Annotated in this window: 27 protein-coding genes and 1 tRNA gene; 19 read left to right on the top strand and 9 right to left on the bottom strand. The window is 61.1% G+C overall.

Annotation, left to right across the window (positions count from 1 at the left end; genetic code table 11):
* Window positions 1-82 precede the first annotated feature (82 nt).
* The 13 genes from G560_RS0115585 to G560_RS0115525 all read left to right on the top strand — a co-directional run bounded on the left by G560_RS0115585 (window position 83) and on the right by G560_RS0115525 (window position 10,371).
* On the top strand, window positions 83-559 hold the full coding sequence (locus G560_RS0115585; RefSeq protein ID WP_022705231.1) for a UPF0262 family protein: 477 nt from the start codon (window positions 83-85) through the stop codon (window positions 557-559).
* Complete coding sequence (locus G560_RS0115580) at window positions 559-1,023, top strand: arsenate-mycothiol transferase ArsC (protein WP_028914168.1); 465 nt, start codon at window positions 559-561, stop codon at window positions 1,021-1,023. The genes G560_RS0115585 and G560_RS0115580 overlap by 1 nt, the downstream gene beginning before the upstream one ends.
* Window positions 1,020-1,415, top strand: coding sequence for a ketosteroid isomerase-related protein (locus G560_RS0115575; protein WP_022705229.1), 396 nt, complete (start codon window positions 1,020-1,022; stop codon window positions 1,413-1,415). The genes G560_RS0115580 and G560_RS0115575 overlap by 4 nt, the downstream gene beginning before the upstream one ends.
* Window positions 1,412-1,996: a GNAT family N-acetyltransferase gene (locus tag G560_RS0115570; RefSeq protein WP_022705228.1), complete on the top strand. Its 585-nt coding sequence runs from the start codon at window positions 1,412-1,414 to the stop codon at window positions 1,994-1,996. The genes G560_RS0115575 and G560_RS0115570 overlap by 4 nt, the downstream gene beginning before the upstream one ends.
* A 12-nt stretch (window positions 1,997-2,008) precedes the next feature.
* Window positions 2,009-2,875: a carbon-nitrogen hydrolase family protein gene (locus G560_RS0115565; RefSeq protein ID WP_022705227.1), complete on the top strand. Its 867-nt coding sequence runs from the start codon at window positions 2,009-2,011 to the stop codon at window positions 2,873-2,875.
* A 241-nt stretch (window positions 2,876-3,116) separates the two neighbouring features.
* On the top strand, window positions 3,117-4,124 hold the full coding sequence (locus G560_RS0115560; RefSeq protein ID WP_022705226.1) for a substrate-binding domain-containing protein: 1,008 nt from the start codon (window positions 3,117-3,119) through the stop codon (window positions 4,122-4,124).
* A gap of 64 nt (window positions 4,125-4,188) precedes the next feature.
* A complete protein-coding gene (pstC, locus tag G560_RS0115555) occupies window positions 4,189-5,445 on the top strand; it encodes a phosphate ABC transporter permease subunit PstC (protein ID WP_022705225.1) in 1,257 nt (418 codons plus the stop codon).
* Window positions 5,442-6,776 (top strand): phosphate ABC transporter permease PstA, encoded by a 1,335-nt coding sequence (pstA, locus tag G560_RS0115550; protein WP_022705224.1) that lies wholly within the window; start codon window positions 5,442-5,444, stop codon window positions 6,774-6,776. The genes pstC and pstA overlap by 4 nt, the downstream gene beginning before the upstream one ends.
* A gap of 19 nt (window positions 6,777-6,795) precedes the next feature.
* Window positions 6,796-7,584 carry a phosphate ABC transporter ATP-binding protein PstB gene (pstB, locus tag G560_RS0115545; RefSeq protein WP_420835080.1) on the top strand — a complete coding sequence of 263 codons (789 nt, stop codon included), beginning with the start codon at window positions 6,796-6,798 and terminating at the stop codon, window positions 7,582-7,584.
* Between the two features lie 32 nt (window positions 7,585-7,616).
* Window positions 7,617-8,333: a phosphate signaling complex protein PhoU gene (gene phoU / locus G560_RS0115540; protein WP_022705222.1), complete on the top strand. Its 717-nt coding sequence runs from the start codon at window positions 7,617-7,619 to the stop codon at window positions 8,331-8,333.
* Window positions 8,330-9,019 (top strand): phosphate regulon transcriptional regulator PhoB, encoded by a 690-nt coding sequence (gene phoB / locus G560_RS0115535; RefSeq protein WP_028914166.1) that lies wholly within the window; start codon window positions 8,330-8,332, stop codon window positions 9,017-9,019. The genes phoU and phoB overlap by 4 nt, the downstream gene beginning before the upstream one ends.
* Window positions 9,020-9,094: 75 nt before the next feature.
* Window positions 9,095-9,673, top strand: coding sequence for a nitroreductase family protein (locus G560_RS0115530; RefSeq protein WP_022705220.1), 579 nt, complete (start codon window positions 9,095-9,097; stop codon window positions 9,671-9,673).
* Window positions 9,658-10,371 (top strand): EI24 domain-containing protein, encoded by a 714-nt coding sequence (locus tag G560_RS0115525; protein ID WP_022705219.1) that lies wholly within the window; start codon window positions 9,658-9,660, stop codon window positions 10,369-10,371. Before G560_RS0115530 ends, G560_RS0115525 begins: the two co-directional genes overlap by 16 nt.
* On the opposite strand, the gene G560_RS0115520 is transcribed toward G560_RS0115525, so the two are convergent.
* Window positions 10,372-10,656, bottom strand: a complete 285-nt coding sequence (locus G560_RS0115520; RefSeq protein ID WP_022705218.1) for a DUF1467 family protein — start codon at window positions 10,654-10,656, stop codon at window positions 10,372-10,374. It abuts the gene before it with no gap.
* On the bottom strand, window positions 10,653-11,057 hold the full coding sequence (gene mce / locus G560_RS0115515) for a methylmalonyl-CoA epimerase (protein ID WP_022705217.1): 405 nt from the start codon (window positions 11,055-11,057) through the stop codon (window positions 10,653-10,655). Before mce ends, G560_RS0115520 begins: the two co-directional genes overlap by 4 nt.
* Before the next feature lie 182 nt (window positions 11,058-11,239).
* Here mce and G560_RS0115510 point away from each other — a divergent pair, with 182 nt between their 5' ends.
* A complete protein-coding gene (locus G560_RS0115510) occupies window positions 11,240-11,974 on the top strand; it encodes a response regulator (protein ID WP_050525252.1) in 735 nt (244 codons plus the stop codon).
* A 2-nt stretch (window positions 11,975-11,976) separates the two neighbouring features.
* On the opposite strand, the gene G560_RS0115505 is transcribed toward G560_RS0115510, so the two are convergent.
* The 6 genes from G560_RS0115505 to rpoN all read right to left on the bottom strand — a co-directional run bounded on the left by G560_RS0115505 (window position 11,977) and on the right by rpoN (window position 19,121).
* On the bottom strand, window positions 11,977-12,678 hold the full coding sequence (locus tag G560_RS0115505; RefSeq protein WP_022705215.1) for a GNAT family N-acetyltransferase: 702 nt from the start codon (window positions 12,676-12,678) through the stop codon (window positions 11,977-11,979).
* 97 nt (window positions 12,679-12,775) lie between these two features.
* Window positions 12,776-13,984, bottom strand: a complete 1,209-nt coding sequence (locus G560_RS0115500) for a DUF1501 domain-containing protein (RefSeq protein ID WP_028914163.1) — start codon at window positions 13,982-13,984, stop codon at window positions 12,776-12,778.
* A gap of 4 nt (window positions 13,985-13,988) precedes the next feature.
* Window positions 13,989-15,335: a DUF1800 domain-containing protein gene (locus tag G560_RS0115495; RefSeq protein ID WP_022705213.1), complete on the bottom strand. Its 1,347-nt coding sequence runs from the start codon at window positions 15,333-15,335 to the stop codon at window positions 13,989-13,991.
* A 125-nt stretch (window positions 15,336-15,460) separates the two neighbouring features.
* Window positions 15,461-15,537: transfer RNA gene (locus tag G560_RS0115490), tRNA-Met, on the bottom strand.
* Window positions 15,538-15,653: 116 nt separating this feature from the next.
* The gene (locus G560_RS19490) at window positions 15,654-17,708 is read right to left on the bottom strand and encodes a hydantoinase/oxoprolinase N-terminal domain-containing protein (RefSeq protein ID WP_022705212.1); all 2,055 of its coding nucleotides are present in this window, start codon (window positions 17,706-17,708) and stop codon (window positions 15,654-15,656) included.
* Window positions 17,709-17,825: 117 nt separating this feature from the next.
* Window positions 17,826-19,121 carry an RNA polymerase factor sigma-54 gene (rpoN, locus tag G560_RS0115480; protein ID WP_022705211.1) on the bottom strand — a complete coding sequence of 432 codons (1,296 nt, stop codon included), beginning with the start codon at window positions 19,119-19,121 and terminating at the stop codon, window positions 17,826-17,828.
* Between the two features lie 181 nt (window positions 19,122-19,302).
* Here rpoN and selD point away from each other — a divergent pair, with 181 nt between their 5' ends.
* Window positions 19,303-21,495, top strand: coding sequence for a selenide, water dikinase SelD (gene selD / locus G560_RS0115475; protein ID WP_022705210.1), 2,193 nt, complete (start codon window positions 19,303-19,305; stop codon window positions 21,493-21,495).
* Between the two features lies 1 nt (window position 21,496).
* Here the strand turns inward: selD and G560_RS0115470 are convergent, their stop codons facing one another.
* On the bottom strand, window positions 21,497-22,459 hold the full coding sequence (locus G560_RS0115470; RefSeq protein WP_022705209.1) for a zinc ABC transporter substrate-binding protein: 963 nt from the start codon (window positions 22,457-22,459) through the stop codon (window positions 21,497-21,499).
* Between the two features lie 91 nt (window positions 22,460-22,550).
* Here G560_RS0115470 and G560_RS0115465 point away from each other — a divergent pair, with 91 nt between their 5' ends.
* The 4 genes from G560_RS0115465 (at window position 22,551) to G560_RS21095 (ending at window position 25,519) form a co-directional block, all read left to right on the top strand.
* On the top strand, window positions 22,551-23,033 hold the full coding sequence (locus tag G560_RS0115465) for a Fur family transcriptional regulator (protein WP_022705208.1): 483 nt from the start codon (window positions 22,551-22,553) through the stop codon (window positions 23,031-23,033).
* Window positions 23,030-23,833 (top strand): metal ABC transporter ATP-binding protein, encoded by an 804-nt coding sequence (locus tag G560_RS0115460; RefSeq protein WP_022705207.1) that lies wholly within the window; start codon window positions 23,030-23,032, stop codon window positions 23,831-23,833. Before G560_RS0115465 ends, G560_RS0115460 begins: the two co-directional genes overlap by 4 nt.
* Complete coding sequence (locus tag G560_RS0115455) at window positions 23,826-24,617, top strand: metal ABC transporter permease (RefSeq protein ID WP_022705206.1); 792 nt, start codon at window positions 23,826-23,828, stop codon at window positions 24,615-24,617. The genes G560_RS0115460 and G560_RS0115455 overlap by 8 nt, the downstream gene beginning before the upstream one ends.
* A gap of 347 nt (window positions 24,618-24,964) precedes the next feature.
* Window positions 24,965-25,519 carry a hypothetical protein gene (locus tag G560_RS21095; RefSeq protein WP_162140875.1) on the top strand — a complete coding sequence of 185 codons (555 nt, stop codon included), beginning with the start codon at window positions 24,965-24,967 and terminating at the stop codon, window positions 25,517-25,519.
* Window positions 25,520-25,646: the final 127 nt, after the last annotated feature.

Below are 25,646 nucleotides of genomic sequence, written 5' to 3'. Positions count from 1 at the left end.
GTACTGGCCCCAGCATTGGCCCCCTTGCACCCATCCGCGCAACAGGCCATCAATTAGCCTTACCTGCCATGGAAATGATCCGATGACCCGCATATGCCACATCGAAATTGACGAAACCGGCCTTGCAGCCCCCACGCCCGAGATCGAGCAGGAGCGCAAAGTCGCGATCTTTGATCTGCTTGAAGAGAACAGCTTTGCCTTGCCCAAACGCGATGGCAAATCCGTGTCCGATGGCCCTTACCGGCTGGGATTGGCCATCCGTGAGGGACGTTTGGTGTTTGATATCACCACCGAAACTGCCGAAAAGGTGGGCGAGTTTCACCTGTCGTTGGGCCCGTTTCGGCAAGTGGTCAAAGACTATTTCCAGATCTGCGAAAGCTATTTCGAGGCGGTCAAACGCCTGCCGCCCAGCCAGATCGAGGCGATTGATATGGCACGGCGGGGCATCCACAACGAAGGCGCGCGCGTGCTGCAAGAGCGGCTGGACGGCAAAGCCGCCGTCGACATAGACACCGCCCGCCGCTTGTTCACCCTGATTTGCGTTTTGCACTGGGGGTGATGGTGGCGGCTTTCCCCCAATCGGTGCTGTTTTGCTGCGATCACAACGCTGTCCGGTCGCCCATGGCCGAGGGGTTGATGAAAAAGATGTACGGCCAAAAGGCCTATGTGCAATCGGCTGGCGTGAAAAATGATATGGAGATTGATGGCTTTTCCATCGCCGTTTGTCAGGAACTGGGGATCGAAATTTCGCGCCACCGCAGCCGGTCTTTCGAGGAAATGCAGGAATGGGGCGATGACCTGTCGCAGTTTGATCTCATCATCGCCCTGTCGCCCGCCAGCCAACGCATGGCGCTGGAATTGACCCGCTTTCACCATCTGGATATCGAATATTGGCCGATCCTTGACCCCACGGGCCTAGGTGACGCACGCGAGGCGAAACTTGCCGCATATCGGCAGTCACGCGACCAGATCCGTGCCAGAATGTTGGACCGGTTCGGCCCGCCAATAGAGGAAAACCCATGAGCAAAGATCTGATTTCACGCTATTATTCCGCGTTTAACGCAGGTGATGCGGCTGGCATGTTGGCCTGTGTAACTGATGATGTGGAACACCGCGTCAATGAGGGCGGCATCCGCCACGGCCGCGAAAAATTTGCCGAATTTTGCAGCCATATGGGTGTCAGCTACCGCGAGGAATTGCGCGATATTGTGGTTTTTGCCAGTGAAGACGGTAGCCGCGGGGCAGCGGAATTTGTGGTCCACGGCACCTATCTGCAAACCGATCCGGGCCTGCCGCAGGCGAACGGCCAAACCTATATCCTGCCCGCAGGCGCGTTTTTTGACCTGAAAGGCGGCAAAATCGCCCGCATTACCACGTTTTACAACCTCAACGACTGGATCGCCCAAGTCTCGTGACCCAGCTTCGCACCTTGACCGGCGCGGCATTGGATGCGGCGCTTGACGATGTCGCCGCCTTGCGCATCGCGGTGTTTCGCGACTGGCCCTATCTTTATGATGGCAGCCTTGACTATGAACGCCGCTATCTGGAAACCTATCGCACCAGCCCCAACGCCATTCTGGTCGGTGCGTTCGATGGCACGGCGCTGATCGGTGCCGCCACCGGCACCCCGATGGAAGATCACGCGGCTGAATTTTCCGCCGCTTTCGCAGGTCTGAACATCCCGCTGTCCCAAATTTTCTATTGCGCCGAATCCGTCCTGCTGCCCGCCTATCGTGGCCAAGGCATAGGTCACGGGTTTTTCGACCACCGAGAGGCGCACGCCCGTGCCTTGGGCCGCAGCCATATGGCGTTTTGCGCCGTGATGCGCCCTGATGACCACCCGCTGCGCCCCGCCACTGCGCGGTCAAATCATGCATTCTGGCGGGGCCGTGGCTATGCGCCCTTGCCGGGTGTTGTGGCCGAATTTGACTGGACGGATGTGGGCGAAACCGCCCCCATCCGCAAACCGCTCCAATTTTGGATGCGACTGTTATAAAAGGATTTTTACATGAAAATCGCTGCCGCCGCCTATCCCTTGACCTATTTCAACAGCTTTGCCGAATACGCCGCTAAAATCACAGCTTGGGTCGCCGATGCGGCGGGGCAGGGGGCGGATTTGCTGGTGTTCCCCGAATACGGCGCGATGGAACTGGCAAGCCTTGGTGGCCGTGATGTGGCCGCCGATATTGAGGCGGCGCTGCATGAGGTCGCGCGCCACGGTGCAGCAGTTGATGCGCTTCACAGCCAGCTTGCCGCACAACATGGTGTCTATATCCTTGGTGCGTCCGCCCCCTATTTCGCAGGAAAACGCCCTGTAAACCGCGCCACATTCTATGGCCCGAACGGCATAATCGGTTATCAAGACAAACAAATCATGACACGGTTTGAACGCGAGACATGGGATGTCGTGGCAGGCGCAGGCCTGCCCGTATTCGACACGCCCATCGGCAAAATCGGCATCGTCATCTGTTATGACAGCGAATTCCCCTTGCTCGCCCGCGCGATGGTCGAGGCGGGGGCCGAAATCCTCCTCGCCCCGTCCTGCACCGACAGTTTCGCAGGCTTTACGCGGGTGCGGGTTGGGTCCATGGCGCGGGCGTTGGAAAACCAGTGCATCGTGGTCCATGCGCCCACTGTGGGCGATTGTGATTTTTGCCCTGCGGTCGATGAAAACATCGGGTCCGCCGCGATTTATGGCCCACCCGACCGCGGCTTTCCCTCCAACGGGATTTTTGTTGAAACCCCGCTGAACGCCCCCGGCTGGGCCGTGGCCGAGCTGTCCCTTGCCGCCATCCATGACCTGCGCCGCGATGGTGGTGTTTTGAACCACCTACATTGGGCCGAACAAGCCGCCCGAATCGCGCAGGCCAAGTAAGAATCGGCAGCTTTAGAACGCAGCATGATGACGACACCGCCAGAGATTTGTGGTGTTTGTGTCAAAATCCTTAATTTGCGCGCCATATCATACCCGTTATAAATCAATAACTTAATCGCATAACCGCCATGCGCCCACCCTTCTATGTCATACCCTTGTTACAAAGGTTTCGCATAGCTGTCACAGCCCGCCGTTAGGCATCGCTCAAGCCAAACAGGCTGCCATTTGACAGGAGACGTCTATGAAAACCGCAATGCTCACCTCGGCAATCGCCATCGCCGCCCTTTCCGCCACCGCCGCCGTTGCACGCGATCAGGTGCAGGTCGCAGGGTCCTCGACCGTGCTGCCCTATGCCACCATCGTGGCCGAAGCCTTTGGCGAAAACACCGATTTCCCGACACCTGTTGTCGAATCCGGCGGTTCTTCGGCTGGTCTGAAAAAGTTCTGCGAAGGTGTCGGTGAAGGTACAATTGATGTGGCCAACGCCTCGCGTCCAATGAAGGACAGCGAAGTTGAAGTGTGCAAAACCAACGGCGTGACCGACATTTTGGAAGTGCGCTTTGGCTATGATGGCATCGTGTTTGCGTCCGATATCGCAGGCAACGCTTTCGCTTTCACGCCAGAAGATTGGTACAAAGCCATGGCTGCCGAAATCGTTGTCGATGGCAAGATCGTCGCCAACCCTTACACAATGTGGAACGAAGTGAACCCAGCACTGCCCGAGCAGGAAATCATGGCTTTCGTACCAGGCACCAAGCACGGCACCCGTGAAGTGTTTGAAGAGAAAGTCGTCATCGCTGGCTGCAAAACCACCGGCGCTGCTGACATTGTCAAAGCCGAGCGTGGCGATGAAAAGGCCTGTTCCGCCCTGCGCACCGATGGCCGCGCGGTTGATATTGATGGTGATTACACCGAAACGCTGGCACGGATTGAAAGCAACAAGAACGGGATCGGCGTGTTCGGTCTGTCGTTCTTTGAAAACAACACGGACAAGCTGCAAGTGGCCACGATGGGCGGGGTTATCCCGTCGACCGAAACCGTGGCCAGCGGCGATTACCCCGTGTCGCGCCCGCTGTATTTCTATGTGAAATCCCAGCATATCGGCGTGATCCCGGGCCTGAAAGAATACGCTGAATTCTTTGTGTCGGATGAGCTGGCAGGCCCCGATGGCCCGCTGGCCGCTTACGGGTTGGTCTCGGATCCAGCACTGGCCGATACTCAAGCCGCCGTTGCCGCCGCAGGCAACTAAGCCCTGAAAAACAGGGCAGTCCGGATTACGGGCTGCCCCTTTTCCTTTGCAGACGGACCCGCCTATGTCGCCCTTGATGATGCTGATTTCGGTTCTGGCCTTTGCGATTGCAGGCTATGTGATCGCCCGCAAACGTGCTGTCGGCATGGCAGGGGGTGACAGCCGGAAACTTGCCTCTCTGCCCGGATTTTACGGCCAGAACGCCGCCTATGCCGCCTTGATCCCTGGCTTTGCGGTGTTTCTGGCAGGCTCTATCCTGACCCGAATTTCCCTGAAAAATGATATGTTTGGCCTCTGGGCTGATTTGGTCACGCGCTTGCCCAACCTTGTCCCAACGCTGGCGGTGCTGGCCGCAGGCGCGGGCCTTGCCCATGCGATTTACCGCACCCGCCCCGAATTTCGCGCCCGTGTCGCGGCTGAATCTTGGGTGATGATCCTACTGATTGCCGCCGCGTCCGTGGCCATTCTGACCACCGTGGCTATTGTCTTTTCGATGCTGTTCGAAACCGTAAATTTCTTTGGCCAATACACTTGGACCGAATTTCTGTTCGGCACCACTTGGGCCCCCGATTTTCGCGGCAATTCCGCCCTCGGCATCCTGCCGCTCTTGTGGGGTACGCTTTATATCTCCGTCATCGCACTCCTCTTTGCCGTCCCCGTTGGCCTGTTTGCTGCGATCTACCTGTCGGAGTATGCCGGCCCCAAACTACGCGCTGTGGCCAAGCCGATGATCGAAATTCTGGCGGGCATCCCGACCATCGTTTACGGCCTGTTCGCCCTGATCACCGTGGGCCCGATGATCCGTGATTGGCTGGCCTTGCCCATGGGCCTCGGCTCCTCCGGCTCCTCGGTCCTGACCGCAGGGTTGGTCATGGGGGTAATGCTGATCCCCTTTGTGTCGTCGCTGTCGGATGACATCATCAACGCGGTCCCCCAAGCGATGCGCGATGGCAGCCTTGGCCTTGGTGCCACCAAATCCGAAACCATCCGACACGTTGTCATCCCCGCTGCCCTTCCCGGTATCGTCGGCGCGGTGCTGCTTGCCACCAGCCGCGCGATTGGCGAAACGATGATCGTGGTCTTGGGGGCAGGGGCCGCCGCCGCCCGCCTGAACCAAGGCCTCGGCGAAATGGTTAACCCGTTTGAGGCGATGACAACCGTCACCGTGAAAATTGTCAGCCAGCTGACCGGTGACACCGATTTCGCCGCGCCAGAAACGCTGGTCGCCTTTGCGCTGGGCCTGACGCTGTTCACCATGACCCTTGGCCTGAATGTCGCGGCCCTTATCATCGTGCGAAAATACCGGGAGCAATACGAATGAACACCCCCCGCAAAGGGTCGCTTTTGGTGCAAGACGCCCGCACCAAACGCCGCAACGCCGCCGAGGCGCGGTTCAAGGCTTATGGCCTGACCGCCATTGCCGTGGGCGTGTTGGCGCTGATTGTCCTTGTCACCTCGATCCTTGGCAACGGTCTTTCGGCCTTTCGCCAAACCGAGATTATGCTGACGGTGGAACTGCCCGAATCCAAGCTCGATAAATCCGGCACCCGTGATTTGGACGTGATGAAAAAGGTCACAACCCTGACCTATGGCCCCATTCTGGCCAAGGGTTTGAAAGATGTGATCGCCGCAAATGGTATTGAAATTGAAGGGCTTACCGCAAAAGATGTAGATGCCATGATTTCAAAAGAGGCATCTGCACAGTTGCGTGACCGCGTGCTGGCCGACCCGTCACTGGTGGGGCAAACGGTTGAAATCACCGTCCTCGCCTCGGGCCGGATTGATGGCTATTACAAAGGCCGCGTCAGCCTTGCCAGCGCCGAACTTGACAGCAATGTCACCCCCGCCCAGCTTCGCCTTGCCGATGCGCTCAAGGACAAAGGCATCCTTGTGACGAAACTCAACCCCGCCTTTATCACCGCCCCCGACGCATCTGACCAACGCCCCGAGGCAGCGGGCTTGGGCGTGGCCATCCTTGGCTCGGCCTATATGATGATCGTGGTTTTGGTACTGGCACTGCCCATCGGTGTCGCGGCCTCGATCTACCTTGAAGAATTTGCGCCGAAAAACCGCTGGACCGATCTGATCGAGGTGAATATCTCCAACCTCGCCGCCGTCCCTTCCATCGTGTTCGGCATCCTTGGCCTTGCGATTTTCATCAACTTTGGCGGCCTGCGTGCCTCGGCCCCTATCGTGGGCGGGCTGGTGCTGACGCTGATGACCTTGCCGACCATTATCATTTCCACCCGTGCTGCGCTTAAATCCGTACCGCCCTCTATTCGCGATGCGGCGCTGGGCGTGGGGGCATCAAAGATGCAGGCGGTGTTCCACCACGTACTGCCCCTTGCAGCCCCCGGTATCCTGACCGGTGCCATCATCGGGTTGGCGCAAGCTTTGGGCGAAACCGCGCCGCTTTTGCTGATCGGCATGGTCGCCTTTGTGCGCGAATATCCCGCCGCGTATTCCGCTGCCGATGGGTTGTTTGGCGAACCCTCGACCGCGCTGCCGGTGCAGGTGTTCAACTGGACCCAACGCGCCGACCCCGCGTTTTTTGAACGTGCCTCGGGGGCGATTATCGTGCTGTTGGTGTTTTTGCTGATCATGAACGCCGTGGCGATTATCCTGCGCCGCCGCTTTGAACGCCGCTGGTAAGGGGATACAAATGGATGACATGCGATATTTGGAGATTGATGTGACCGCCCAAACCAACAAAATGACCGCCCGTGGTGTGGATGTGTTTTACGGCGACACCCATGCAATCAAAGCGGTGGATGTGGACATCCTTGATAAAACTGTGACCGCCTTTATCGGCCCGTCGGGTTGCGGCAAATCCACCTTTCTGCGCTGCTTGAATCGGATGAATGACACGATTGATATCTGCCGCGTCAAAGGCACCATATTGCTGGACGGCGAAGATATCTATGACCCAAAGGTCGATTCCGTGCAACTGCGCGCCAAGGTCGGCATGGTGTTCCAAAAACCAAACCCGTTCCCCAAGTCGATCTATGACAATGTGGCCTATGGCCCCAAAATCCACGGCCTGACCCGCAATAAGGCCGAGCTGGATGAGGTGGTTGAGACATCGCTCCGCCGCGCCGCGATCTGGGATGAGGTAAAAGACCGCCTTCAATCCCCCGGCACCGGCCTGTCGGGTGGCCAGCAACAGCGCCTGTGCATCGCGCGCGCCATCGCCACCAGCCCCGAGGTGTTGCTGATGGATGAACCCTGTTCGGCGCTTGACCCCATCGCCACCGCACAGGTTGAAGAATTGATTGACGAACTCCGCAGCCAGTTTTCCGTGGTGATCGTCACCCATTCTATGCAACAAGCCGCCCGCGTCAGCCAGCGCACCGCGTTTTTCCACCTTGGAAACCTCGTGGAATACGGCGAAACGGGCCAGATTTTCACGGCCCCCAAAGACCCGCGCACCGAAAGCTATATCACGGGCCGCATCGGTTAAATTTGGGCTGAATTGGTTAAAGGATAGATACCATGCAAAAAGACCCCCATATCGCCCGCGCCTTTGACCGCGACCTAGAGGCCGTGCAAGCGCTGGTTCTGAAAATGGGCGGGCTGGTCGAGGCGGCTTTGCTCGACGCCGCCGTGGCCTTAGAGACCCGCGATGATGAACTCGCCGCCGCCATCCGCGCCGGTGACAAAGCCATCGACGCGCTGGAAGAACAGATTAACGTTGAGGCCGCGCGCATTATCGCCCTGCGCGCCCCCACGGCAGGCGATCTGCGCACCGTGCTGACGGTGATGAAAATCGCGGCGTCCTTGGAACGCTGCGGCGATTATGCCAAAAACCTCGCCAAACGCTCGGTCGTTCTGTCGCAAATGCCCCAAATCGGCGGGGCCGCAGGGGCAATCCGCCGTATGGCCAAGGCCGTGGAATCGCAGCTGAAAGACGCGCTCGACAGCCTGATCCAGCGCGATGTTGAACTGGCCGCCAACGTGCGCGCCCGTGACGCCGAGGTGGACCAGATGTATAACGCCCTGTTTCGCGAATTTCTGACGCATATGATGGAAGATCCGCGCAATATCAGTGCCTGCATGCACCTGCATTTCATCGCCAAAAACATCGAACGGGTGGGCGACCATGCCACGGGCATCGCCGAACAGGTGATCTATCTGGTCACAGGCGCGCTGCCCGAAGAGGCCCGCCCAAAGGCCGACATGACAACCAGCGTTAAAGGGGTGCAAAGCTGATGGCCGAAAAGCCCACCGTTTTACTGGTCGAGGATGAACCCGCCCAACGCGAAGTGCTGGCCTATAACCTTGCGGCCGAAGGCTTTACCGTGATCCAAGCCGCGGATGGCGAAGAAGCCTTGATGCTGGTCGCCGAATCCCCCCCCGACCTGATCGTGCTGGATTGGATGCTGCCGCTTGTGTCGGGGATAGAGGTGTGCCGCCGCTTGAAAGCTGCCCCCGAAACCCGCGCCATTGCCGTTATCATGCTATCCGCCCGCGCCGAGGAAGTGGACCGCGTGCGGGGGCTGGAAACAGGGGCGGATGACTACGTCGTCAAACCCTATTCGGTGGTCGAACTTATGGCGCGGGTGCGGGCAAACCTGCGCCGCGCGCGCCCCGCCACGATGGGCATCGTGCTGGAATATCAAGATATTAGGCTGGATGCCGAAACCCACCGTGTTTACCGAGGTGACAAGGTGCTGAAACTCGGCCCGACCGAATTTCGGTTGCTGTCCACCTTTATGGAAAAACCGGGCCGTGTGTTTGCGCGCGATCAACTGCTTGACCGCGTTTGGGGCCGCGATATTTACGTCGATACCCGCACGGTAGACGTGCATGTCGGCCGCTTGCGCAAAGCCTTGTGCCAACACGGCGGCGATGACCCTGTGCGCACCGTGCGCGGGGCGGGCTATGCGCTGGGCTAACGGCCTAGGCACAGCAGCCCCTTGACCTGCCGCCCGTAAACCCCGACATCAAGGGGGCAAAGTAAAGGGCGGCACATGGCACAGACAGACATCACAGCAACCAATTTCCTGCAAACCCGCCGCTCGGTGCCTGCCAAAATGCTGGGCCTACCTGTGCCCAACCGCGCGGCGCTGATGCCATTGCTCACCGCCGCCTTGCGCGTGCCCGATCATGGCAAGCTGGAACCCTGGCGGCTTTTGGTGCTGGAAAAAGGCGCTTTGGCGCGGATTGCAACCCTTGCCACGGCCCGCGCTGCCACATTGGGTTATGACGCCGAAAAAACCGCCAAGGGATCGGCGCAGTTCGAAACCGGAAACCTTGCGGTTGCCGTTATTTCCAGCCCCAAACCCTCCGATAAAATCCCCGCCGTCGAACAGGTCTATTCCGCCGGTGCCGTGTGCCTGTCCTTACTGAACGCGGCACTGGCCGCTGGTTGGGGCGCGAACTGGTTGTCGGGTTGGCCGTCACATGACGCAGGTTTCACCAATGCCGCCTTTGGTACAGCCCCCCATGAAACCGTCGCAGGCATCATCCACATCGGCACCCCCACCAACATGCCCCCCGAACGCCCGCGCCCCGACCTTGGCGCAGTGGTCGAATGGGTGGCCCAGTGATCTTTTCCGATTTCCTCAAGGCGCTCGGCCAACTTTCCGCCCCCCGCTTTCGCCGCGTCCTTTTGTGGGGCTTGGGCCTAACGCTGGCGCTGCTCATAGGCGTTTACGCGGGCTTCCTTGCGGCCATCCAAGCCTTTGTCCCTGACAGCATCACTATCCCCTTTGTCGGCCCCGTCGCGGGCGTCGACACGCTCCTCAGCTGGGGCTCGGCACTGCTGATGATCGTGCTCTCGGTTTTCCTGATGATGCCCGTCGCCTCGGCCTTTACCTCACTGTTCCTCGATGACGTGGCCCAAGCGGTCGAGGATGCGCATTATCCCGCCCTTGGCCCCGCGCAAAAGCAAGGCTTTGGCGATGCGGCCATTGATACGCTGAATTTCTTTGCCCTACTGGTCACCGTCAACGTGCTGGCGCTGATCCTCTACGCTTTTGCGGGGCCGTTCATCCCTGTGGTGTTTTGGGCGGTGAACGGGCTGTTGCTGGGCCGTGAATATTTCACTCTGATCGCGGCACGGCGCATGGGGCGACAGGCCGCAAAAGCGCTGCGCAAACGCCATTGGCTGACGGTGTGGTGGGCAGGCGGGCTGATGGCCGCCCCCTTATCCATCCCCTTCGTCAACCTGCTGATCCCGGTGTTGGGCGCCGCAACCTTTACCCATCTGTTCCACCGCTTGCACGCGATGGAACAGCAACGATAATCAGTTCAGCGTCGTCGCGGGTGGCATCCGGTCCATAAAGTCGAAATCGCGCACCGAAATTTTGCCCGACAGGATGATGGCGCACAAGATCAGCCAGATCACGGTGGCGGCAATGGTGGTGATCCATGCTTTGCGCTTCACCACAAATCCGGCAGGCGCGCTGGCGGGCGTTCCGGGCACGACAACCCCTAGATCTCCTTGCGATTTGAACCGCAGCGGTAACACGACGAAAAACGTCATGAACCAACACACGGCAAACATAACGATGGCGGCGGAAATGCTCATACTTGCTCCAGTTCGACCAGACAGCCGTTAAAATCCTTGGGGTGCAGGAATAGCACAGGCTTGCCATGTGCGCCAATCTTTGGCTCTCCGCTGCCCAAAACCCGCGCGCCGCTGGCTAGCAGATGATCACGCGCGGCCAGAATATCATCCACCTCATAGCAGATATGGTGAATCCCGCCGCTCGGGTTTTTTTCCAAAAACCCGTTGATGGGCGAGTTTTCCCCCAAGGGATACAGCAACTCGATTTTGGTGTTGGGCAAGGTGATAAACACCACCGTCACCCCGTGGGCGGGTTCATCTTGTGCAGGGCCCACAGTGGCCCCCAGCGTGTTGCGATACTGCGCCGCAGCCGCGTCCAGATCGGGCACAGCTATGGCAACATGGTTTAGTCGTCCAATCATAGGGGGCTCCGTGGTGACGAATGTCCTCGCTTTATGCGGTTTGTGCGGGCGCAGGGCAAGAGGGCGGACTGCCGCAGGAAACCTTGTGACCAAAGTCGTTTTTTTTGGGATTGATTCACCAATCCTTAGGGGGTTTGGGCGTCAGATAAGCGGGTGGTTTCCCAATGGCGAAGGATCTAAATATGCCATCTCCGCTCCCGTTCTCGCTGCCCGCAGGGCCTGGCTTTGCCGCAATCCGTCCTGCAAACCTGTTGCCTTTGTCTGGCGTCACTATGCTTGCGGTCGAAGACAGCCGTTTCGCGTCTGAGGCGTTGCGCCTTTTGTGCCAGCGCAGTGGCGTGCGATTGCGCCGTGCCGAAACACTGGCTGCCGCGCGCCGCCATCTGGCTGTCTACCGCCCCGATGTGGTGCTGGTCGATCTTGGCTTGCCTGATGGTAACGGTGTCGATCTTATCCGCGAGCTTACGAAGCACGACGCAGGCGCATGTGTCGTCTTGGCGACCAGCGGCGACCCCGATGGTTGGTCAGGTGCCATGCGTGCAGGGGCTGCGGGGTTCTTGGAAAAGCCGTTGGACAGTCTGGCAGGGTTTCAAAGCGCGGTTTTGCAACATCTGACAGGGCAGGTACCGCCACCCGCACCGCTGGCAAAACAAACCATCCACCCCGACACCCAAGCGTTGCAAGATGATCTGATCCATGCTGCCGACATGGTCGCAAATGGCGTTCTTGGCCCGAAAAGCTATGTCATGAATTTCATCCGCGGTATTGCCCGCAGTTGCCACGATACGGCGCTTGAAGGGGCTGCCGCACAGGCCCAAACCTCGGATGCGGCATTGGCAGGCTTGGGCCATATCTTGCAGCAAAGAATCCGCTCGCTCGGCGATCCTTTTGCCGCAAATCCAAGCGACCCGTTATAGGGTCAGCCGCGCAAACCCGGGTCATCATTGGCCCGCACCAACCGCGTCAAGTCGCTCAGGCTTTCACGCTGCTGGCCGTTTGGGCCAAAATTCGACGGGGCAAGCCAAGCCAAAAACGCCTCGCGCAGCGCTGGCCATTCGCTGTCGATCACCGAAAACCACGCGGTGTCACGGTTGCGTCCTTTAATCACGGCCGCTTGCCGGAAAATCCCTTCATAGGAAAACCCGAACCGCTGTGCCGCGCGGCGTGACGCCATGTTGGCCGCGTTGCATTTCCATTCGTACCGCCGATAGCCCGCATCAAACGCCCATTGCATCATCAAAAACATCGCCTCGGTCGCATGAACCGATTTTTGCAGTTCGGGGCTGATGCAGATATGCCCCACCTCGATTGATCCCGCCGCAGGGGTAATGCGCAAATAACTGGCAATCCCGCCGCAATGGCCCGTGGCCACATTGCGCAACACATAAAAATGCGGGTCGTCCAGCGCCGCCATTTCCTTGGCCCAACGGTGATAGGCTGCTGCAGATGTAAACGGCCCGTAAGGCATATAATCCCACAGCGCATCATGGCCGGTAAAGGCGCGGTGCAAATCGGCCGCGTGCAAATCGGCATCCAACCGCTCCAACACCACATGCGGCCCTGTCAGCATGGCCCCCGCAGGGGCCGCTGGCGGCACCCAATTTGAAAGGTCTTTGGTCATGAAATGCGCGCCCCGTACACAGGAAAGGTGCCATCGTTATGCGGCGCAGGCGCCCAAACGACAATAGCCATCTGCGCCACCTGACCGTTGGATACGGCTATAAAATCAACTTGGGGTCCGCCCCCATATCCAGCCCCGGAAACACAGCGCGTTCCAACACAGCGCGCTCCAGCCCGAACAGCCCGCGCATGGACCACGCAGCCCAGGCCCGCACGTCCGACGTCGGCATCAGGTCACGGCGGTCATAGAGGGCAGCCTCAGACAGCCCGGGCCAATCACCATAAACCGACCCGCCGCGCAGCGCACCGCCCGCCAGCACCATCGCGCCGCCTGTGCCGTGATCGGTTCCGCCCGTTCCATTTTGCCGCACGGTGCGGCCAAATTCGGTCATCGCAATCAGGGTCGTTCGGCCCCAAACATCGGCCCCCATCTGCGCCTGCATCCGCAAAATAACCCGCTGCAACCGCGACAAGGGCCGCGCAATTGCGCCGTTCTGGTTGCGGTGCGTATCCCATCCTGCCAATGAGAACGCCGCGATCCGCGTGTCACCCACCAACCGGCCAGCAGCAAAATCGACCAACCCGTCGATATCGGGCCACGCGCGGTCCTCGCCCAATCCCTTGCCACCCGACACTTCGCGCGCGGCGCGCGGCGCACGGCCCGACAGCTCGGACGACAGCTCCAAAGCCTCCATCCCCGCCTCGCGGAACAAATCATCTTCGTGGTAAATATGGTCCAGCAACCCCTGCGCCTGCGACGACAGCACAAGGCTGACATCCGGCGTCCAGGCGCGGCTTGGGCCCCGCCCCGCCAGCAACGGCAACGCCTCTCGTCCCACCGCATAGGCGGTTTCCGCCGATAATCCAGGCACCGTTTGCAGCATCCGGTTCAACCACCCATCGCGCTGCGCGCCCAATGCCACATCCATGCCTGTGCCCGCTTCCAGCAGCGATTGCCCGTCAAAATGGCTGCGTTTGTCGCGGTAAGGCGTTGATGTTGCCTGTACAAACCCCAGCTGCCCCGCCTGCCACAACCCTTGCAGCCCGCCCAGCGCAGGGTGCAGCGCGAATGGTCCGCTTAACATCATCGCACTGGCGGGCAAATCCGGCCGCAGCCCCGCGAAATCACGGTCGCCCACAGGCTGTACCACATCCAACCCGTCCATCGCCCCGCGCAAAATGACCACCACAAGCCGGTTTTCCCCCAAACCGCGCCCCGTCGCCAAAGTAACCGAGGTCAAAAGCGGATGCGCCGCTGCCGAACACCCCGCCACCGTCATTCCGCGCAAAAACTGGCGTCTGTCCACAGCCCTACCTCCGGTTAAACGCGGGCGCGGCAAGGACCAGCCCCACCCCTTCGCGCGTCGATTCCGCCCGTGCCACGGCCCACAGCACCCGCTCGTCTGCCGCAGACCCCAGCGCGCGGCGGGCAAACGCCACCGGATCGGGCATCGGCCGCACCAGCCGCCCCGGCACCTCCATCGCCCAAGTGATCCGCGCACTTAACCCCTGCGGCGTGATCCAGGCCTCGGCCTCTTCGGCCCAACCATCCGGCCCCACGGGCTGTTGCCAATCCTGCCCCATCCGGCCCATCGGCTTTAAAATCATCCGCGAAAACGGCCCGCTGCCCATGCGCTGTAAATCATCCCCCGTCATGCCCAGCGAGCGCAATGCCGCCAGCACAAATTCAACCGGTTGTCGCGCTTTCATCAACTCCGGCACCCATGCCGACGGATGGTTCAGCATCGAGCCATAAACTGCCAGCAAGTCGCCGTCCGTTTCCAGATAGGTCGCGGTCATCGCGCGCACCAAATCGGGGTCGGGCGCATCCGACACAAAATGCACCGCCAGTTTTCCCGCAATATGCGCCGCCGTTGCGGGGTGGCGGGCAAGGTCGGTCAGCGCGGCCTTGATCGGGTCCAGCCCGTCACCGCCATAAGATGTCCCCAAAACCACCTCGGCCCCCGGTTCGGCGCGGTCGGGGTGGAACACAAAACCGTCGCGCAAATTGCTGTCCAATCCCGTCAACAGCAAGGCCATTTGCCGCACATCGGCTTGCCCGTAATCGGCTGTCACGCCAAGGCTGTGCAGCTCCATCACCTCGCGCGCAAGGTTTTCATTCACCCCGCGATTGCGCCGTTTACCCACCGGCGACAAGGGTCCGACAGATGCCGACTGGTCCAAAAACACCAGCATCGCAGGGTGCAAGGTGGCCGCAATCAGCATATCCGCAAACCGCCCCGTCACATGCGGGCGCAGCGCATCATGCACCAGCGTCCCGGGCAGGGGGCGTTCGGCAGCCGACCGCGCCTTGGTGGTGAAATGATCGGCCCAAAAGGCGGTCAGCCGCTCGCGAAACCCAATCGGTGCATCCAGACAGCGCGCAAACTGCGCCCGCACACCGGCCTCGGCGGCAGCCGTCACCTCGCGTATGGCGGTTCTATAGGCAGCGCGCTGTGTCGCATCTTGGCGCAACATTTTTCGTGCCTCATGCGCCCGCGCCATCAGGGGCAGGGCATCGCCAAGCCCGATCGTCTGGTGTCGCGCGGCCATATCATCCGGTGCAAACAATCCTGCCAGCACAGCATCGGCCGTGGCCGCCCCCGCAGGCAAGCCATATCCAAACCGGAACGCGGCAAGTGTCGGTATATCCATCATGCGTGACCCGCTACCATCATGCCACGGACACTAGCCGATATTATCCCCGCTTTCATCCTGCCAAAATTGCAGGCGCAGACCCATCGGCGCAACACCGCCAAACTGCAATTCGAAAAGGGGGTAAGTGGTGGCGAGAGACGGACTTGAACCGTCGACCCCACGATTATGAGTCGTGTGCTCTAACCAGCTGAGCTACCTCGCCACTTAAGGCGGGTGGTTAAGGGGGTGGGCGCGGGGCGTCAAGAGGGAATCGGCGGGTTTCCTGCACGTCGCAGCAATTGCCCCCTAATTCGGGCCGCCCCAATTCGGCACCCGATTTTACACAGCCCCGTAAACCGTCCCGCGCACACCGACCTCGCCGTCCACCACAGCCTCGGTCGCATGGGCCACCCGTGGCCGCCCCGATGCGGTAACGCTGATTGTGGCCTCGATAAACATCGCACGCCCTTCCACCTCGGCCTCACGCACATCCTTGGTGGTTGTGATCAGCAACTCATCCGCCCCCGCCAGCCGCGCGCGCGCCGCTGCATCGTCGGTCAATGCCGCCAACATCGCGCCCATCGCGGCCTCTTTGGTGGTGAACCGTTCGGGGCCGTAAGCCAAGTGTGCGGTGAACTGCCCTTCACCCGCTGATGATACCACACCTGTCGCGCGTTGGCTGATTTGGCCGACCACCGCGCCAATCGCATTGGCCACGCCGGCATGTTCGGGCAAGATCATCTTGGCCCCCAACCGCACCCCAACCGCGCCATAGTAATAGGGCGCAGACGCCCCAAGCCCGATGACAGGCACGCCAATCCGCGCGGAAACCTCAATAATCCCGCGATGTTGGGCCAATCCCGCCCGCAACAGCGGGTGCTGGGCCAACACAGCGCCATCCTCGCCCGCAAAGGCAGGGTCTTCGCCAAACGCCGCTTCCAACAGGCAAGTCGCGGTTTGTTCGGTCAACTGATCCACAATCGCTTGCGCAAGCGTTGGCGCATCCGGTGCCACCCGTTCACCGCGCCCGTTGCGCCGTTTTGCCAGCAATCGCACGGCCTTTTCCGCCGCCACCCCGTCCCAATCCGTCAGCCCGCCCAGCACATGGCTGGCATCCGATGGCGTAACCCCTGCCAGCATCACCAACCCGCGCGCGACTAGTCGGTCCATCGCCGCCACCTCCAGCCGCGATGTAAACGCGGCGGCCAGTGGCATCGGCTGGGTGATCCGCGCCAGCAACCCTGCCTCGCGCGCCGTCAGCCCGTTCGCCTCAAATCCCATCGGCACCACGAACCGCCCGTCATGTTCGCCCACCGCGTCTTGTGACAGCGCGCGGTCCAGCGCGTCATGCACCATCGGCCCGTGATCGACCGCCAGCAGCGACACAGGGATCAACCGCCGTGGCCCAAGGGTGAACCCGCCGTCCAACCCTTCCGTAATCAAATGCGCCTCGCTGTCCCCCCCAAGGCCCGTGGTCCGCATCGCCACCGCCTCAACCATCGTGCGGTATCCGCCCACCCGCGCGCCCAAGGGGTCAATCTCGGGCAATCCGTCCTTTAGCAGCGCCACATCCGTGGTCGTCCCGCCAATATCCGACACCAGCGCATCATCGGCCCCCGTCAACCAGCGTGCCCCCACAATCGACGCGGCAGGGCCGGACAGAATCGTCTCGATCGGCCGTTCACGCACCATTGCCGCCGAAATCAGCGCCCCGTCACCGCGCACCACCATCAAGGGGGCGGTAATCCCGCGCTTGGTGTTGTGGCTTTCGCAAGCCGTCACCAAACGGTCGATCATCCCGATCAACCGCGCATTCAGCACCGCCGTCAACGCCCGTTTCGGCCCGTTCAGATTGGCCGACAATTCATGCGAACAGGTCACAGGCCGCCCCGTGATGCGCCGGATCATCTCACGCGCGGCCAGTTCATGCGCGGGGTTGCGGGTGGCAAACCGCGACGCCACGGCAAAGCCCATGACCCCGTGATCGACCAGCGCCAGTTGCAGCCCCGCAAGGTCCAGCGGCGCAAACTCCTGCCCCGCATGGCCATGCCCGCCCGCAATCCGGATAACCGGATCGCCACCCAGCGCCTCACGCAACCCGCCGCGTTCCAGATCGCCGTCATCAAACCCGATGAACACCAGCGCGACACGCCCGCCTTGCCCCTCGACCAGCGCATTGGTCGCCAGGGTCGTCGACAGCGACACCATCGCCACATCCTGCGGGGCCACCTGTGCTGCCGCAAGTGCGGCATCGACCGCGCGGCCAATCCCCTGCGACAAATCCTTGCGCGTGGTCAGGGACTTGGCCTTGCCCATCACCTGATCCGTTTCGCTGTTCAAGATCACGGCATCCGTATAGGTTCCGCCCGTATCAACACCCAGAAAAAGACCCATGTCGCGCTTATGTCCTCTGCCGCCCGTCATCCCGGACCTGTGCGATTTAGGACGGATTCTGACCCTTTGGCCAGCCGCAACCGACCAAATCTGCCGCAACTGTGCAAAATGACTGTCTTAAACCCTGTTCGCCTGCTTGCGCCGCTGATGCGCAGGCGGAATGTTCAACAAGGCGCGGTATTTGGCGATCGTTCGGCGCGCGACAGGCGCGTCCGGCTGCGAAAGCGCCTCGGCCAGGACCTGATCGCTTTGCACATGCTTCGGGTCCTCGGCGCGGATCAGGTTCAGCAACCGCGCGCGGATCGCCCCCCCCGCTACCCCGCCTGTCCCATCTCCCAAACCCGCCGTGAACATCGCGCGTATCCAAACCGTGCCACGCGGGCCATCGACAGACACACCCGCCACCGCGCGGCTTATCGTGCTGACATGCAAATCCAACCCATCGGCGATCTCTTGCATCGTCATTGGCTTCAGCGCAACAAATCCTTGGGTGATTATGTCTTCTTGCCGCTTCAAAATATCTTGCGAAATGCGCAACAAGGTGTGGTTGCGGCTGGCCACAATGCGCTGCACATCCCGCGCGGCGGTCAAACTGCCAGCCCCGCCCTCTGCATCATCATTGATCTGCACATCCGGCAAGGCCGAACGGTTCAGGCTGACCATCCACCCCGTCGGGCCGCGCGTCACCATCAAATCAGGTTCGCGCACAGGGGCTGCATTCTGGCCGAACTGCGCCCCGGGCTTGGGGTCAAACCCGCGAATCCGCCGCAACCGCAGCATAATTTCGGGCGGCCCTACACCGCACAGCGTGGCAAGCCGCTCAATCTCGCCCGAGGCAAGCATATCCAGATGCTCCAACACGCAGGCCATCACGGGGTCAAGGCACTCTGCCTCCTCGGCCTGCAAGCGCAGGCATTCCGCCAAATTGCGCGCGAAAAGCCCCGTGGGTTCAATCCCTTGCAACCTTTGCAACACGCGCAATCCGTCCGCCGCGCTAAACCCCGCTTCGGCAGCGATGGCATCAACGTTGCGCCCCAACCACCCCGACGGCTCCAACGCCTGCATCAACGCAAAGGCAATATTGCGGTCGCTTGCACTGGTCACCGACTGTTCAATTTCGCGCGTGACATGGGCAATCAGCCCCAGCGTGGGGGCCTGCAACAGCGCACCGCTGTCCGGTCCGTCATATCTGCTGACCCCCTGCGCGGCAAAGGCGGTGGTCCAGCGCGGCAACCATTGCGCGGGGTCAACAGGCGAAGGGGCAATCACCAGATGCGGGTTCGTGCTGGCTTGTTCTTCCAGATAGCGCGTCAACCCCGACGCATCAAAGCGCAACACGCGGATTGACGCGGCAAGCGATCCGTTCAACCGCAGCTTTTGGGTGACACTAAGGCGGTTGGCCTGACGGGCCATCGGGGTGTTCCTTGTTCGGGTTCGCGGGCCTAAAGGCAGGCTGCCAACCAGCCTAGCGCGCGACACACCCGTCACGCAACTGTGGCCCCGTGCCCTATCGCAATTTCTGCGGCGCAGGGGTAGGGTCGCCCCCAAAGCCGAACGCCGCCTTCAAACCCCGACCCCAAAAGCGAACCCCAAAATGCACGCCCAAACATGGCCCCAACTGAAAGATCTCGTGCTGATCGGCGGCGGCCACGCCCATGCGCTTGTCTTGCGCAAATGGGGGATGACCCCCCAGCCGGGCACCCGCGTCACGGTTATCAACCCCGGCCCCGTCGCCCCCTATACCGGCATGCTGCCCGGCCATATCGCAGGCCATTACACACGGGCCGAGATGATGATCGACCTTGTGCGCCTTGGCCGTTTCGCAGGCGCGCGTGTGGTCATGGGCCGCGCTGTGGGGCTGGACCGCACCGCCCAGCAGGTGATTTTGCAAAATGGCCGCCGCTTGCACTATGATGTTGCCTCTATCGACATCGGCATCGCGTCAAACCTGCCCGATCTGGCGGGCTTTGATGATAATGCCGTCGCTGCCAAACCGCTTGGCGGCTATGCCGAACGCTGGGAAACCTTTGTAAAATCGGCCCCGCAAGCGCCGCAATTGGTCATCATCGGGGCAGGGGTGGGCGGGGTCGAACTTGCCTTGGCCTCGGCCCACCGTTTGCAAACCAGCGGGCGCACTCCCTACATTACCTTGCTGGAACGGGCAGATACCGTCTTGCCGAATATCGGCGCAGGCGCGCGCGCCGCCCTTTTGGCCCAGCTTGCGCATTACGGTGTGACCTTGCTGACCGGCGTTGAACCCAGCACCATCGCCCCGCACAGCGTAACCTTGACCAATGGCCAAACCCTGCCATCCGATTTCACCCTGTCGGTCGCAGGCGCGCAGCCACAGGCGTGGTTGGCAGATACCGGCCTGACCTTGCACAACGGCTTTGTCACCATCTCGCCCAGCCTGCAAAGCTCGGATCCCGCGATCTTTGCCACAGGTGACTGCGCCCATATGGCCTATGCCCCGCGCCCCAAAGCGGGCGTTTTCGCGGTGCGCCAAGCGCCTTTCCTGTTTCACAACCTGCGTGCAGCGCTGTCCGGTGCGCCCTTGCGCCAGTATCAGCCCCAGCGCGACTATCTCAAACTTATCTCGACAGGCCGAAAACACGCCGTGGCCGATAAGCTCGGCCTGCGGTTTGAGGGCGCATGGCTGTGGCGCTGGAAAGACGGGATCGACCGCAAATTCATGGCGAAATTTGCCGATTACCCAACCATGCCCCTGCCTGCGCTGCCCAAAGACGCCGTGGCGGGTCTGGCCGATGCCTTGGGCGAAAAGCCCCTGTGTGGCGGTTGCGGTGCCAAGGTTGCGGGGGCCACCTTGGGCACTGCCCTTCAAAACCTGCCCGCCCCAACGCGCCCCGATGTCCTGTCCGGTCCGGGCGATGATGCGGGTATTTTGCAACTGGCCAAAGGTGTCCAAGTCCTGACCACCGACCATCTGCGCGCCTTCACCCATGATGCCGCTTTGATGGCACGGATCACCGCCATTCACGCGCTGGGCGACATTTGGGCGATGGGCGCACATCCGCAATCGGCCCTGTCACAAATCACGTTGCCCCGCCTTGGCGCGGCGCTTCAGGCTGACATGCTGGCCGAAATTCTAACCGCTGCTGCCGATGTGTTTGGCGCAGCGGGGGCTGATATCCTTGGCGGTCACACCTCGATCGGGGCCGAACTGACCATCGGGTTTTCGATCACGGGTCTGGCCGACACCCCCATCCGCAAAACCGGCGCGCAGGTTGGCGATGCGATTATCCTGACCAAACCCATCGGCACCGGCACCATCCTTGCCGCCGAAATGGCCACCGCACGCTTGGATGACAGGATGCTGGGCGAGGTGGTCACAGCTTGCTTTGCCTCCATGCAGCACCCGCTTGCCACGGCGTCCCAAATCCTGTCCCCCCACGCCACCGCCATGACCGATGTCACCGGCTTTGGCCTTGCGGGGCACCTGTTGGAAATGCTGCAAGGGGCGGGGCTGTCGGCCACGATTGACCTGAACGCCGTCCCACTGCTTGCGGGCGCGCAGGCCTTGGCCGACCAAGGCTATGCCTCCTCGATCGCGCCCGCCAACCGCGCGCTGTGCTTGGGGCAAATCGCTGCGCCCATCGGCCCCCGCACCGCCTTGCTCTATGATCCGCAAACCGCAGGCGGTTTGCTGGCGACCGTGCCGCAGGACCACGCACAAACCATTCTGAAAACGCTAATCGCCGCAGGCGAACCCGCGGCGATTATTGGTTACACAGATGCAGGCCCCGCCATGCTGCGGGTGACTGACTGACCTATTGCGCGACCATGCAATCGGCCAGCGACTTGGCCAACCCCAGCAGCAGGGCACCGTACAAATCAGCACCGGGGGCAATCGCCGTGCCTTCGGGGTCCAGCGGCGCACCGATCCGCACACCCGTTGCCTCGGCCATCTGCGCCACGCTTTCGGCGCTGTGATTGGCCTCGGGGAACAGACAGACCACGCCATCCTCCTGCAACGTCTTTTGCAAGGCCGCAATATGCGCCGCACCCGATGCCGCTGCATCACTCTCGCGCAGGCTGCCTGCAAATTTCAGGCCGAAATGATCCACGAAATAGCCATAGGCGGCGTGGTTGGTCGCAAAGGCCTTCCCCTCTACGGGCGCAAGCATTGCGCGCGCCTCAGCCTCGATCCCGTCAACTTTGGCCTGCGCCGCGACAGCGTTTGCCCGATAGACAGCGGCCTGTGCTGGGTCTGCAGCGGCCAATGCCTCGGCAATCAGGCCCAACCAGATTTGCGCGTTCTGCGGGTTCAACCACGCATGCGGATCCACCCCGTCATGCGAATGCTCATGCTCCTCTGCATGTTCATCCTTGGCCTCATCCGCGTGGTCATGGCCCTTATGCTCATCCGCATCGCCCTCGGCCATTTCGGCCGTCTCGGCAAAGCTGCGCGTCAGCGTCCCCGGCGCGTCCAACAGCGCCAAGCCTTCGCCTTTGCCCAAACCGTCCATTGCGCGGCCCAGCCACGGCGTCATCTCGGGCCCAACCCAAATGATCAGATCCGCCGCTGCCAAACTTTGCGCCTGACTTGGGCGCAACTGGAAATCATGCGCATTGCCGCCCATCGGCAGCAAAACCTCGGGCGCGCCCAAATCGCCCATCACCATCGACACCAAGGAATGCACGGGGCCAAAGTCTGTTACCACCTTGGGGGCGTCGGCCAATGCTGATTGGCCAATCAGCACGGCCGCTGCACATGTTATTAAGGTACGCATCGAAAAACTCCTGTCTTGTAGTACCGCGCCAAGCGGCTTATGTTATGCTATAACCTAAAATACGTTATGCTATAACATGTCAAGAGGCGAAATGCCAAACCAACCCAACGCGTTCGACACCCACGATCACAGCCATTGCACCACCGATGGCCTTGCCCGCGCCGAAGGCATTCTTGCCCTGCGCAAACAACGCCTCACGCCCGTGCGCCGCCAAACCCTGCAAATCCTGCTGGCCGAACACCGCGCCCTTGGTGCGTATGAGGTGCTGGACAAGTTGGCCGAGGCGGGCTTTGGCAAACAGCCGCCCGTCGCCTACCGCGCGCTGGAATTTCTGGTCGAACACGGGCTGGCCCACAAGGTCCGCCGCCTCAACGCCTTTGCCGCCTGTATGCACCCCGAAACCGACCACGCGCCCGTGTTCCTGATCTGCCGCGGCTGCAACGCGCTGGCCGAAACCGCCGCCGAACCCGTCCGCGCCGCATTGGATGCCGCAGCCCATGCGGCAGGCTTTACCGTAGAACGCACCAGCATCGAGGCATTGGGTCTTTGCCCCAAATGCAAGGTCGCCGCATGACCCTGATTGCCGCCCAAAACATCACCGTCCGCTTTGGCAGCACAGATATATTGTCCGGCGTCTCTTTGGCTGTTCAACCCGCTGAAATCGTTACCATTGTTGGCCCCAACGGCTCGGGAAAATCCACCCTTCTACGCGCCATTCTGGGCATTCAACCGCTGGCCGCAGGCACCCTCAACCGCGCGCCAAACCTGCGCATCGGCTATGTCCCGCAACGCCTGCACATCGACCGCCCCATCCCGATGACCGCGCGGCGGTTCCTCTCGCTCCCCCAGCGCTGCACCGATGCGCAGGCCACGGCGGTTCTTGCCCGCTGCGGCGTGGCGGGCGTTGAAAACCGCCAACTCGCGGACCTTTCGGGGGGCCAGCTTCAACGCGTCCTCCTCGCCCGCGCCTTGCTCAATGAACCCGACATCCTGATCCTCGACGAACCCACCCAAGGCCTTGACCAACCGGGTGAGGCGGCGTTTTACCAACTCATCGCCGATGTCCGCCGTGATACCGGTGCCGCAGTCTTGCTCGTCAGCCACGACCTGCACGTCGTCATGGCCGCATCCGACCGCGTGATCTGCCTGAACGGCCATATCTGCTGCGAAGGCACGCCGGATGTGGTGCGCGATGCCCCCGAATACCGCGCCCTGTTCGGCTTTGGCACCCAAGGCGCGCTGGCGCTCTACCGTCACGACCATGACCACAGCCACGGGCCCAGCCTGACGCATGTACACGGCCCCAACTGCGGTCATGACCACGGGCACAGCCACCACACCGAAACCCAAAAAGAGCCGCACAAACATGCTTGATGATTTCCTAACCCGCGCCGCCCTTGCAGGCATCGGCGTGGCCGTGGCCACTGGCCCGCTTGGCGCTTTTGTCGTCTGGCGGCGCATGGCCTATTTCGGCGATGCGACCAGCCACGCGGCGATCCTTGGCGTGGCGCTGGCACTGGCGCTGTCGCTGCCCATCGGGCTTGGCACGATGTTCGTAGCGCTGGCCATGGCGTTGACCGTCTCGGCGCTGTCGGCGCGCGGCTGGGCGGTCGATACCACGCTTGGCGTGCTGGCACACTCTGCGCTGGCCTTCGGCCTTGTCGCCATCAGCTTTGTACCGGGTGTGCGCGCCGATCTGTCGGGCCTGTTGTTCGGTGACATCCTTGCTGTGTCCAGAACCGACCTCGCCTATGTCTGGGCTGGGGCCGCCGTCATCACAGCCTTGCTCCTCTGGCGCTGGCAAGCGCTGCTCACCACAACCCTGTCCGAAGATCTCGCCCACGCCTCCGGCCTCAACCCCGACCGTGAACGCCTTGCCCTGACCGTAGCACTTGCCATCACCGTCGCCGTCGCCCTCAAAATCGTCGGCGCCCTCCTCATCTCCGCCATGCTCATCATCCCCGCAGCCAGCGCCCGCAGCCTGTCCCGCAGCCCCGAGGTCATGGCGCTGCTGGCCGTCATAATCGGCGCAGTCTCGGTGCTGGCAGGCCTGCAACTGTCCTTGCATTTCGACACCCCCGCTGGCCCCTCGATCATCGCCGTCGCCGCCCTGATCTTCACCGCATCGGTGGTCATCGCCCCCCTGAAATCCCGCTAAACCTCCTCTCGCAACCTGTGGTGCGCGACCTCGAAGAACGGCCCCCCAAACATGCCACAACGCCCCAAAACCTTGTCAGCCTGTGCAACGCTCCTCGCGGGAATGCTCATCACCCTGCAGGCCCTCGCGCAACCTGTCACAGCCGATCCGGAACGCTACAACAAGTGGCAAGATATGTGCCAAGAGCATGCCTGCGCAGACTTTCCGATGGATCATCTCACAGCAAGTTTTGGCGGGCAGTATACTACTTTCCAATGCGCAGACTGACCTATCCTGATTGACAGACAATTGACCCCAAGAAAGAGCGGCTGGAGCTGTTTGGCGGAAATCTGGAAGAAACGCCTGATATGCCAAGGCGCAAATTCAGCAATCTCGGAATTCAGTTTAGCAAATGTTGTGGCGAATTGTTTCAATGGTTTGGGATGGATGAGGCGGCTGAACGAAACCGGTATTCCAACCTTATGTGGGTCTATCCATACCTATACCCGTTTCGCTTGGGATCGAGTAAATACTCATTGCTCGATTCACTGCGCTATTACGTTTACAACGACGAAACAGCTACGCTTCCTGAAATTGACCCACCGCAAATTCCAGAGGCGCTGAGAACCGATTTCAGCCCGTCATTTTGGCGGTTGGCCGATTCCTATTATGACAAGATGCTCGTCTCCAAGAAACCTATATTGGCAGAAAGTTATGTCTTCATGCGGTGCAGGCCGGAGCTTTGTGATGTCCTCACGCTGCGACCCGCAAACGGCGACAATATTCCTCCTCCATTGCGTGTCTACATTCAACTCTGGTCGCCCGTTTTGGGAAAAGGCGAAGGCGCCGAAGAATTGGCCTCATATCTTCAAGACCTAGATAAAATGCTGCGTTTGGCGCGCAGTCACCCGAAGGAACGTTAGGCCCAGACAGTCCATCCCCCATTTCATCTTGGCCCAAATACCTAAATCCCGCCCGCGCCCCACGCCAAACCCCATCAGAACGCGGCCAATGTCGTTTTTATCTGCAATCGGTCGGGCCATATTGCCC

Source organism: Pseudorhodobacter ferrugineus DSM 5888 (assembly GCF_000420745.1).
Lineage (GTDB): Bacteria > Pseudomonadota > Alphaproteobacteria > Rhodobacterales > Rhodobacteraceae > Pseudorhodobacter > Pseudorhodobacter ferrugineus.
Note: the sequence above shows the minus strand (reverse complement) of the source record. Positions and strands in the feature narration are given on the sequence as shown.